14 protein-coding genes are annotated in these 9,026 nt (G+C 72.1%); 4 read left to right on the plus strand and 10 right to left on the minus strand.

What is annotated here, in order from left to right; genetic code table 11:
- Positions 1–266 precede the first annotated feature (266 nt).
- The 3 genes from ACIBK1_RS25390 to ACIBK1_RS25400 all read left to right on the plus strand — a co-directional run bounded on the left by ACIBK1_RS25390 (position 267) and on the right by ACIBK1_RS25400 (position 1,641).
- A complete protein-coding gene (locus ACIBK1_RS25390; RefSeq protein WP_363531528.1) occupies positions 267–902 on the plus strand; it encodes a TIGR03085 family metal-binding protein in 636 nt (211 codons plus the stop codon).
- A 103-nt stretch (positions 903–1,005) separates the two neighbouring features.
- A complete protein-coding gene (locus ACIBK1_RS25395; protein ID WP_357319535.1) occupies positions 1,006–1,170 on the plus strand; it encodes a hypothetical protein in 165 nt (54 codons plus the stop codon).
- A 309-nt stretch (positions 1,171–1,479) separates the two neighbouring features.
- Positions 1,480–1,641, plus strand: a complete 162-nt coding sequence (locus ACIBK1_RS25400) for a hypothetical protein (protein ID WP_167530286.1) — start codon at positions 1,480–1,482, stop codon at positions 1,639–1,641.
- A gap of 213 nt (positions 1,642–1,854) precedes the next feature.
- On the opposite strand, the gene ACIBK1_RS25405 is transcribed toward ACIBK1_RS25400, so the two are convergent.
- Complete coding sequence (locus tag ACIBK1_RS25405; RefSeq protein ID WP_030509949.1) at positions 1,855–2,142, minus strand: chorismate mutase; 288 nt, start codon at positions 2,140–2,142, stop codon at positions 1,855–1,857.
- A gap of 299 nt (positions 2,143–2,441) precedes the next feature.
- Here ACIBK1_RS25405 and ACIBK1_RS25410 point away from each other — a divergent pair, with 299 nt between their 5' ends.
- Positions 2,442–2,672: a hypothetical protein gene (locus ACIBK1_RS25410; RefSeq protein WP_030509948.1), complete on the plus strand. Its 231-nt coding sequence runs from the start codon at positions 2,442–2,444 to the stop codon at positions 2,670–2,672.
- A 43-nt stretch (positions 2,673–2,715) separates the two neighbouring features.
- Here the strand turns inward: ACIBK1_RS25410 and hisF are convergent, their stop codons facing one another.
- The 9 genes from hisF to hisD all read right to left on the minus strand — a co-directional run bounded on the left by hisF (position 2,716) and on the right by hisD (position 8,953).
- Positions 2,716–3,486 carry an imidazole glycerol phosphate synthase subunit HisF gene (gene hisF, locus ACIBK1_RS25415; protein ID WP_076432229.1) on the minus strand — a complete coding sequence of 257 codons (771 nt, stop codon included), beginning with the start codon at positions 3,484–3,486 and terminating at the stop codon, positions 2,716–2,718.
- A 3-nt stretch (positions 3,487–3,489) separates the two neighbouring features.
- Positions 3,490–3,909, minus strand: coding sequence for a RidA family protein (locus ACIBK1_RS25420; RefSeq protein ID WP_030509946.1), 420 nt, complete (start codon positions 3,907–3,909; stop codon positions 3,490–3,492).
- A gap of 52 nt (positions 3,910–3,961) precedes the next feature.
- The gene (gene priA, locus ACIBK1_RS25425; RefSeq protein WP_030509945.1) at positions 3,962–4,687 is read right to left on the minus strand and encodes a bifunctional 1-(5-phosphoribosyl)-5-((5-phosphoribosylamino)methylideneamino)imidazole-4-carboxamide isomerase/phosphoribosylanthranilate isomerase PriA; all 726 of its coding nucleotides are present in this window, start codon (positions 4,685–4,687) and stop codon (positions 3,962–3,964) included.
- A gap of 4 nt (positions 4,688–4,691) precedes the next feature.
- Positions 4,692–5,075: a hypothetical protein gene (locus tag ACIBK1_RS25430; protein ID WP_030509944.1), complete on the minus strand. Its 384-nt coding sequence runs from the start codon at positions 5,073–5,075 to the stop codon at positions 4,692–4,694.
- A gap of 114 nt (positions 5,076–5,189) precedes the next feature.
- Entirely contained in the window at positions 5,190–5,822 is a 633-nt protein-coding gene (gene hisH, locus ACIBK1_RS25435) for an imidazole glycerol phosphate synthase subunit HisH (RefSeq protein WP_167769239.1), read from the minus strand.
- On the minus strand, positions 5,819–5,971 hold the full coding sequence (locus ACIBK1_RS25440; RefSeq protein ID WP_167769238.1) for a hypothetical protein: 153 nt from the start codon (positions 5,969–5,971) through the stop codon (positions 5,819–5,821). The genes hisH and ACIBK1_RS25440 overlap by 4 nt, the downstream gene beginning before the upstream one ends.
- The gene (gene hisB, locus ACIBK1_RS25445; protein WP_030509942.1) at positions 5,971–6,576 is read right to left on the minus strand and encodes an imidazoleglycerol-phosphate dehydratase HisB; all 606 of its coding nucleotides are present in this window, start codon (positions 6,574–6,576) and stop codon (positions 5,971–5,973) included. The genes ACIBK1_RS25440 and hisB overlap by 1 nt, the downstream gene beginning before the upstream one ends.
- A complete protein-coding gene (locus ACIBK1_RS25450) occupies positions 6,573–7,649 on the minus strand; it encodes a histidinol-phosphate transaminase (protein WP_076432227.1) in 1,077 nt (358 codons plus the stop codon). Before ACIBK1_RS25450 ends, hisB begins: the two co-directional genes overlap by 4 nt.
- A complete protein-coding gene (gene hisD / locus ACIBK1_RS25455; protein WP_076432225.1) occupies positions 7,646–8,953 on the minus strand; it encodes a histidinol dehydrogenase in 1,308 nt (435 codons plus the stop codon). The genes ACIBK1_RS25450 and hisD overlap by 4 nt, the downstream gene beginning before the upstream one ends.
- Between the last annotated feature and the right edge of the window lie 73 nt (positions 8,954–9,026).

The raw sequence follows: 9,026 nt of genomic DNA on the forward strand, positions 1-9,026 counted from the left end.
GCGTTCCTTCCGATCGGGGGACCAGCCGGGGCCGCTCCCTGCGAGCGTCCCGGAGGGGACGTTACTCACTCGGGGACGCCACCGGATCGGTCACCGGACCGACGCCGCCCAAGCCCTTGGTCCTAGTCATGTCTCGCGGATCGCCGTGAGGGGCGGCATCTGCCAGACAGTCCTAGTTACTCCCTATCATCCTGATCAACCTGTTTATTCCTCGGACAGGCGCGGCCGCCGGTCCGGACGGGACGACGGACGCATAGGCTGATCGCGTGACACACGCCCAGACGGAGCGCGCGGCGCTCTGCGACCTGCTCGACCGCCTCGGTCCTGAGGCGCCCACGCTGTGCGAGGGATGGGCGACCGGGGACCTCACGGCCCACCTCGTGCTGCGCGAGCGCCGGCTCGACGCCGCGCCCGGCATCGCGCTGCCGTTCCTGGCGGGCTACACCGCCGCCGTGCAGGACCGCATCAAGCGGCGCCACCCCTATCCCGAGCTGGTCGGGCTCGTCCGTCACGGCCCGCCGCGTTGGACGCCGTACGGGCTGGTCCCCCGCCTGGACGAGATCGTCAACACGGTGGAGCTCTTCGTCCACCACGAGGACGTGCGCCGGGCGCAGGCCGGCTGGGAGCCTCGCGTCATCCCGCGGGACCTGCAGGAGGCGTTCTGGGGCCGGCTGCGCGGCGGCGCCCGGCTCTTCCTGCGCAAGGCTCCGGTGGGGGTCGTGCTCCGCCGTCCCGACGGGGCGAAGACCGCCGGGCGGATGGCGGAGCCCGCCGTGGTGGTCACCGGCGAGCCGTCGGAGCTGCTGCTGTTCGCGTTCGGCAGGCAGGCGCACGCCCGGGTGACGTACGACGGGGACGCCGCGGCGATCGCCCGGCTGCAGGAAGCCCGATTGGGGCCATGAGCAGGAAATCACGGGAGTTGTCCGGAATTCTCACGTAAACGTCGTCCAATGGGGCAGCATGTGAGACCAGCGCACGACGTGTGGGAGCGTTTGGGAGCCCCGGATGAACCTCAAAAAGGTCCTGACCTATCTGGTCATCGCGTTCGTGATCTTCTATTTGTTCACGCAGCCGGCCAACGCCGCCGGCGCGGTCAGGAACCTGTTCGGGGGCGTCACCACGGGAGCCGAACGCCTGTCCGCGTTCTTCACCTCGCTCTTCTCGGGCTGAACCCCCGCGCTTTCCGCGGTGATCCCCGGGCGTTCCGGGCCGAACCCCGCTCTTGCCAGGCCGAGCCCCGCGCGTTCCGGGCCGAGCCTCGCTCTCTGTCTCGCTCTTTCCGGCCGGGCTCCGCTCTTTCCCCGCAGGTCGGCGGGGGTGCGGGCAGGCCCGCGAGCAGCCCGGATCACGCCGTGACGAGCCGCTGAATCACGCCGTCTCACTATGAGGGCGGAACGGCCTCATGGCCTCTCGGCTAGTTATGATCATTACTGCCGCCGGGTACAAACGACCGGGATACCGACTGCAGGAGGCCCCCCGATGAAGGCGAAGAAGGTTCTTACGTACGCGGCCATCGCGTTCGTGGTCTTCTACCTCTACAGCCAGCCGCAAGCGGCGGCAGGCGCCGTGCGAGGCGTGTTCGACACGGTCAACACCGGAGCCAGCAGATTGGCGACCTTCTTCACCTCGGTGCTGAGTTGAGGCCGCGGCTCGCCCGTCCCCGCTCTCCCTCAGGTAACCCCGATCACGACCACAGGCAGCGACGAACGACCGACGAACCGCACTGACAGTCAGAGCCCCTAGGCTCTCCGCGCACAGGCCGGCAGGGCATCCGCCCTTGCTCCGCCGGCCTTTCCTTCCGCGTCCCTCCATTCCTTCCGCGTCCCTCCATGCCGGCGGGCCCGCGGCGCCCTGCTACCCGCGCTGCCGGTGCTCCGTGAGCTCGTACTCCACGAACGCCCCGATCATCGCCCGCCAGACGGCCTCGGCGACCTCCGGGGACAGCCCCTCGCGCTCCGCGCGCTCACGCGCCGCCGTCACGACCCGCTCCACCCGGCCGGGAGCCCGTACGGCCTGCTCGTCCGTCTTGAAAGCCGCTGCGGCGCGCACGAGACGCTGCCGCTCGGCCAGCAGTGTCGTCAGACGGGCGTCGAGCTCGTCGATCCGGCGGCGGACGTCGTCGAGCGAGGCGAGGTCGGACACATGCTCCTCCTGGGCGCGGCGAGACGATGATCATTGGCAACTCTAGGGCTCGCACAGGAGAGCCCGCACATCCGCGCCCGGCGTTCGAGCCCCCGCCTCGGGCCCACGCGCGAGCGATCGGTCCCCGCTGACCGGCCACGACGAATCTCGATAAAGAACACACAATCCCGCATGCCGGTTTTAGCCCACTATCGTCCTATTTGCGGTGATTGGGATGGACGGTTGCGTGATACCCGGCTGACCATTGAGGAGGCGGACTCCGGAGCGCCACATGATCGGTTCACGGACAGGAGACAGCTATGCGTGCAAAGCGTTTCCCGAGCCTGCTGGGCCTGGCGTTCCTCGTCGCCGTCGGGCTCGCGGCGGCCGAGCCGGCCCACAAGGCGTCCGCCGCCACGACGTGCTGGGGCGACGACGGGTGCGGCCGGGGCGGCAGCTTCCAGGGACAGTGGCAGTACCAGTCGATGGCGTCCTCGTCGCTCGGGACCGGCCCTGACGCCTACCCCACGGCGATCGTCGACATCGACTGAGGACCCACCGGCCGGGGGCCGGATCCCGGCCCCCGGCGGGCGCTCAGCGGACCGGGTGACCGGCCGCGCGCAGCGTGTCCTTGACCTCGTGGATCTTGAGCTGGCCGAAGTGGAAGACCGAGGCGGCCAGCACGGCGTCCGCCCCGGCGTCCACCGCGGGCGGGAAGTCCTCCAGCCGCCCGGCGCCGCCGGAGGCGATCAGCGGGACGCTCACCGCCGCCCGCACGGCCCGCAGCATCTCCAGGTCGTAGCCCGACTTGGTGCCGTCGCCGTCCATGGAGTTGAGCAGGATCTCGCCGACGCCGAGCTCCTCCCCGCGGCGCGCCCACTCCACCGCGTCGATGCCGGTCCCCCGGCGCCCGCCGTGGGTCGTCACCTCGAACCCGGAGGGTGTGGGCGGCCCGTCGACCACCCGGCGCGCGTCCACCGACAGCACGATGCACTGCGACCCGAACCGGCGCGAGGTCTCGGTCAGCAGTTCGGGACGCGCGATGGCGGCGGTGTTGATGCCGACCTTGTCGGCCCCCGCGCGCAGCAGCCGGTCCACGTCGTCGGCCGACCGCACGCCGCCGCCGACCGTCAGCGGGATGAACACCTGCTCGGCCGTACGGCGCACCACGTCGAGCATGGTCTCGCGCTCGCCCGAGGAGGCGGTGATGTCGAGGAAGGTCAGCTCGTCGGCCCCCTCGGCGTCGTAGCGCGCGGCCAGCTCGACCGGATCGCCGGCGTCCCTGAGGTTCTCGAAGTTGACCCCCTTGACCACCCGGCCGCCGTCGACGTCCAGGCAGGGGATCACCCGCACCGCTACGGTCATCGCTCAGTCCTCATGGGTGCCGCGTTCCACCGGCCGGTAGCCCTCGACCTCGACCTCGACCAGCATGCGCTCGTCCACCAGCCCGGCGACCTGCACGCTCGTGCAGACGGGCCGCACGTCGCCGAAGATCTCGCCGTGGGCCTTGCCGACGGCGTCGAAGTCACCGGCGTTCACCACGTACAGACGGGTTCGCACCACGTCGGCCCGGGTGATGCCGGCCTTCTCGACGGCGTCCAGCGCGATGGAGAAGGCGGTGAGCGTCTGCTGGTAGGCGTCGCCCACGTGCTGGACCTCGCCGCCCACGGTGGCGGTGCAGCCGGACACGAGCACGTGCGGCCCGGCCACGACCGCACGGGCGTAGCCGTACCGGTCCTCCCACGGGCCGCCGGAGGAGATCCGCCCTTCGGGCATCTGAGTGCTCATGCCGCCTCCTCGCATTCGGCGCGGAACGGCACGCGCCAGGCGTCGCGCTCGCTCATGCGGACTTCACCGCCGCGAGCGCCTCTTCCAGGGTGAACGCCTGGGCGTACAGCGCCTTGCCCACGATGGCGCCCTCGACGCCGTCCGGCACGAGCGTCGCGATCGCCCGCAGATCGTCGAGCGAGGACACCCCGCCGCTGGCGATGACCGGGCGGTCGGTCCGCGCGCACACCTCGCGCAGCAGGTCGAGGTTGGGACCGCGCAGCGTGCCGTCCTTGGTGACGTCGGTGACGACGTAGCGCGGGCACCCCTCCGACTCCAGCCGGTCGAGCACATCCCACAGGTCACCGCCCTCCTGGGTCCAGCCGCGGGCGGCCAGCGTGGTGCCGCGCACGTCGAGCCCCACCGCGATGCGGTCGCCGTGCTCGGCGATCGCCTTGGCGCACCACTCCGGGTTCTCCAGCGCGGCGGTGCCGATGTTCACCCGGCGGCAGCCGGTGCTCAGCGCGGCCTCAAGCGAGGCGTCGTCACGGATCCCGCCGGACAGCTCCACGTTCACGTCCAGCGCGCCGACGACGGAGGCGAGCAGCTCGCGGTTGTTCCCCCGGCCGAACGCCGCGTCGAGGTCGACCAGGTGGATCCACTCCGCGCCGGCCTTCTGCCAGGCGAGGGCGGCGGCGAGCGGATCCCCGTACGAGGTCTCCGTCCCCGCCTCGCCCTGCACGAGGCGGACGGCTTGGCCGTCGGCGACGTCGACGGCTGGGAGCAATACGAGCGACATTTGGTCATGACCTCCGGTCGAAAACGATGGTGACGAGCACCGGGAGCAGCAGGATCGAGCCGAGGAACACGCCCAGCCGGGCCATCCACGAGTCGAGCAGGATCCAGGCGAGCACCTGGACGAGGAACCACAGCACGGCGACGACGGCGTTCTCCGTGCGGCGGCGACGGGCGAGAAACCCGCGCTGCCGGGCCACCCGCACGGGCCTGGCCGGCCGCGGCAGCACCGCGCCCACGACCCCGGCCACGGCTCCGGTGACGGGCCCGACGAACCGCTCGCGCATCTCTCGCCGTCTGGCGGCCCTCGCCTCGCGCTCGGCCCGGGCCGCCGCGAGGCGTTCGCGCTCGGCTTCGCGCTCCGCCCTCCTGCGGGCCCGTTCCTTGCTCATCGGGCCTCCCGCTCAGGTCCGGTCACGGCCTCGGCCCGGCCGGCCGTACGCGCCGCGGCCCCGCCGGTTTCCAGTGTCGCACCGCTGCCGCGAGATTTCGCCTGCTGGACACGCTCACAACGTGCTCAGCCAGTTGGACAGCAGCACGGCCCCCGCGTCCCCTGACTTCTCCGGGTGGAACTGGGTGGCCATGAGAGGGCCGTTCTCGGCGGCGGCCACGAACGGCACGCCGTGCTCGGCCCAGGTGACCAGCGGCTCTTCGAAGCCGTCGCCGGCCTCCAGCCGCCATTCGCGCACCCCGTAGGAGTGGACGAAGTAGAAACGGGTCCCCTCCTCCAGGCCGCGGAACAGCACGCTGCCCTCGGGCGCGGTCACGGTGTTCCACCCCATGTGGGGCAGCACGGGCGCCTCGAGCCGCTCGACCGTGCCGGGCCACTCGCCGCAGCCCTCGGTGTGGACGCCGTGCTCGACGCCCTTCTCGAACAGGATCTGCATGCCGACGCAGATCCCGAGCACCGGGCGACCGCCGGCCAGGCGGCGGCCGACGATCTGGTCGCCGCGCACGCCCTTCAGCCCCTCCATGCACGCCGCGAACGCGCCGACGCCGGGGACGACGAGCCCGTCCGCGTCGAGGGCCGCGTCGAAGTCGGCGGTGACGGTGACGTCGGCCCCCACGCGGGCCAGCGCCCGCTCGGCCGAGCGGAGGTTGCCCGAGCCGTAGTCGAGAACGACGACCCGTCTGCTCACTGCCACCACATCACCCCCGCGGTGATCGCCATGACGGCCCCGACGCCGGCGAGCGCCGCCAGCAGCTTGAGGCCCTGCCGAATGCCCGAGATGACCCCGCCGATCAGGAAGAGGCCGATGAAGAGCATCCCGCCGGACGCGAAGGTCATCAGAGCACGCCCTTGGTGCTGGGCACGCCGGTCGCCCGGGGGTCCCGCTCCGACGCCTCGCGCAGCGCCCGCGCGAGGGCCTTGAACTGCGCCTCCACGATGTGGTGGGCGTTGCGCCCGTACGGCACGTGCACGTGGAGGCAGACCGCCGCCTGCGCGACGAACGACTCCAGGATGTGCCGGGTCATGGTGGTGTCGTAGTCGGGCCCGATCATCGGGGCCATGCCCTCGGGCTCGGTGTGGACGAGGTAGGGCCGGCCGGACAGGTCCACCGTCACCTGCGCGAGCGCCTCGTCCAGCGGGCAGGAGGCGCTGCCGAACCGCCGGATGCCCGACTTGTCGCCGAGGGCCTCGCGGAAAGCCGCGCCGAGCGCGATCGAGGTGTCCTCGATCGTGTGGTGGGCGTCGATGTGCAGGTCGCCCTCGGTCTTCACGGTCAGGTCGAACAGGCCGTGCTTGCCGAGCTGGGCGAGCATGTGGTCGTAGAACCCGACGCCGGTGGACACGTCGACGATCCCGGTGCCGTCGAGGCCCACCTCGACCAGCACCGACGTCTCCTTCGTCGTGCGCTCGACGCGGCCGCGGCGCTCGTTGAGCTCGGTCATGCGAGGACCCCCTCCAGCGCGGCGCGGAACGCCGCCATCTCTTCCGGCGTGCCGATCGACACGCGCAGCCAGCCCGCGGGGCCGGTCTCCCGGATCAGCACCCCGCGTTCGAGCAGTCCCTCCCATACGGACCGCCGATCCGCAAAGGTACCGAACAGCACGAAATTGGCGTCGGAATCGGCGACCTTCAGACCGCGCCCGCGCAGCCAGTCCACGACGGCGTCCCGCTCGGCGCGCAGCGCGTCCACCGTGCCGAGGAGCTCCTCGCGGTGCGCCAGCGCCACCCGGGCCGCCGCCTGGGTCAGCGTGGACAGGTGGTACGGCAGGCGGACCAGCAGCAGGGCGTCGACCACCGCCGGGTCGGCGGCGAGGTAGCCGAGCCGGGTGCCGGCCATCGCGAACGCCTTCGACATGGTCCGCGTCACGATCAGCCGGGGGTTTCCCGGCAGCAGGGTCAGCGCCGACGGCGTGCCGGTGCGGGCGAACTCGGCGTACGCCTCGTCGACCACGACCATGCCGGGCGCGGCGGCGAGGATCCGCTCGATCACCTCCAGCGGCAGGGCCGTGCCGGTCGGGTTGTTCGGCGAGGTCAGGAACACCACGTCGGGCCGGTGCTCCTCGATCAGCCGCACGGCGGCGTCCGGGTCGATCGCGAAGTCCTCCTCGCGCAGGCCCTCGATCCACCGCGTGTTCGTGCCGCCCGCGATGATCGGGTGCATCGAGTAGGACGGCTCGAACCCGGCGGCGGAGCGGCCGGGGCCGCCGAACGCCTGGAGGATCTGCTGGATGATCTCGTTGGAGCCGTTGGCCGCCCACATCTGGCGGGCCGTCAGCCCGTGGCCGAGGTAGTCGGCGAGATCCTTGCGCAGCTCGACGGCGTCCCTGTCCGGGTAGCGGTTCAGCGTCGCCGCGCCCCGCCGTACGGCGCGGGCGAGGTCGTCGATCAGCGCGGCCGAGGGCGGGTAGGGGTTCTCGTTGGTGTTGAGCTGGACCGGCACGTCGAGCTGCGGCGCGCCATAGGGCTGCTTGCCCCGCAGGTCGTCGCGGATCGGCAGGTCGTCGAGGGTCGTCATGCGGGCACTTCCCAGTCGAAGCGGGCGCGTACGGCGGCGCCGTGGGCGGGCAGGTCCTCCGCGTCGGCGAGGGCGCACACGTACGGCGCGGCCCCGGCCAGCGCCTCGCGGCTGTAGTCCACCACGTGGATGCCGCGCAGGAACGTCTGCACCGACAGCCCCGAGGAGTGGCAGGCGCAGCCGCCGGTCGGCAGCACGTGGTTGGAGCCCGCCATGTAGTCGCCGAGCGACACCGGCGCGTACGGCCCGACGAAGATCGCACCGGCGTTGCGCACCCGGGCGGCGACCGCGCGGGCATCGGCCGTCTGGATCTCCAGGTGCTCGGCGGCGTAGGCGTCCACGACCTTCAGCCCGGCCTCGATGTCCGAGACGAGCACGATGCCCGACTGGCGGCCGGCGAGGGCCTCGGTGATGCGCTCGCGGTGCCGGGTCGCCGACACCTGGCCGGGCAGTTCCTTCTCCACGGCGTCGGCCAGCTCCACGCTGGTGGTGACCAGCACGGAGGCGGCGATGACGTCGTGCTCCGCCTGGCTGATCAGGTCGGCCGCGACGTGCACGGGGTCGGCGGTCTCGTCCGCGAGGACCGCGATCTCCGTGGGCCCGGCCTCGGAGTCGATGCCGATCCGGCCCTTGAGCAGGCGCTTGGCCGCGGCCACCCAGATGTTGCCGGGACCGGTCACCATCGTGGCCGGGCGGCACTCCTCGGTGCCGTAGGCGAACATCGCGACGGCCTGGGCGCCGCCCACGGCGTACACCTCCTCGACGCCGAGCAACGCGCACGCGGCGAGGATGGTCGGGTGCGGGAGCCCGCCGAACTCCTTCTGCGGGGGCGAGGAGACGGCCAGCGAGGGCACGCCCGCCTCCTGGGCGGGGACCACGTTCATGACCACGCTGGAGGGGTAGACGGCCCGGCCGCCGGGCACGTAGAGCCCCACGCGGTCGACCGGCACCCAGCGCTCGGTGACCGTGCCGCCCGGCACGACCCGCGTCGTGGTGTCGGTGCGCCGCTGGTCGCGGTGGACCATGCGGGCGCGGCGGATCGACTCCTCAAGCGCCGCGCGCACGGCCGGGTCCAGCTCCTCCACGGCGCGCGTGAGCGCCTCGGCGGGCACCCGGGCGGACTCCAGCTCGACGCCGTCGAATCTCGCGGTCAGCTCCCGTACGGCTGCCGCGCCACGATGGCGTACGTCCTCACAGATCGGCCGCACCTTCTCCAGGGCGGCCTCGACGTCGAGTTCGGCGCGGGGCAGCACGTCGCGCAGGTCGGCAGGAAGGGACCCGCGCAGGTCGATACGGGAAATCACCGTCCCAGTCTACGGACGACCGGGCACGGATCAGCGTGTGTCCAGCATTCGGGACGGGCGTTTCACCGGCGCG

The sequence above is a fragment of the Microbispora rosea genome, assembly GCF_044460045.1.
GTDB lineage: Bacteria > Actinomycetota > Actinomycetes > Streptosporangiales > Streptosporangiaceae > Microbispora > Microbispora rosea.

Coding starts and splice junctions, on each gene's coding strand:
- ACIBK1_RS25395 (WP_357319535.1), top strand. CDS start 1,006: ATGAACCTCAAAAAGGTCCTGACCTATCTGGTCATCGCGTTCGTGATC.
- ACIBK1_RS25400 (WP_167530286.1), top strand. CDS start 1,480: ATGAAGGCGAAGAAGGTTCTTACGTACGCGGCCATCGCGTTCGTGGTC.
- ACIBK1_RS25410 (WP_030509948.1), top strand. CDS start 2,442: ATGCGTGCAAAGCGTTTCCCGAGCCTGCTGGGCCTGGCGTTCCTCGTC.
- hisF (WP_076432229.1), bottom strand. CDS start 3,486: ATGACCGTAGCGGTGCGGGTGATCCCCTGCCTGGACGTCGACGGCGGC.
- ACIBK1_RS25420 (WP_030509946.1), bottom strand. CDS start 3,909: ATGAGCACTCAGATGCCCGAAGGGCGGATCTCCTCCGGCGGCCCGTGG.
- priA (WP_030509945.1), bottom strand. CDS start 4,687: ATGTCGCTCGTATTGCTCCCAGCCGTCGACGTCGCCGACGGCCAAGCC.
- ACIBK1_RS25430 (WP_030509944.1), bottom strand. CDS start 5,075: ATGAGCAAGGAACGGGCCCGCAGGAGGGCGGAGCGCGAAGCCGAGCGC.
- ACIBK1_RS25440 (WP_167769238.1), bottom strand. CDS start 5,971: ATGACCTTCGCGTCCGGCGGGATGCTCTTCATCGGCCTCTTCCTGATC.
- hisB (WP_030509942.1), bottom strand. CDS start 6,576: ATGACCGAGCTCAACGAGCGCCGCGGCCGCGTCGAGCGCACGACGAAG.
- ACIBK1_RS25450 (WP_076432227.1), bottom strand. CDS start 7,649: ATGACGACCCTCGACGACCTGCCGATCCGCGACGACCTGCGGGGCAAG.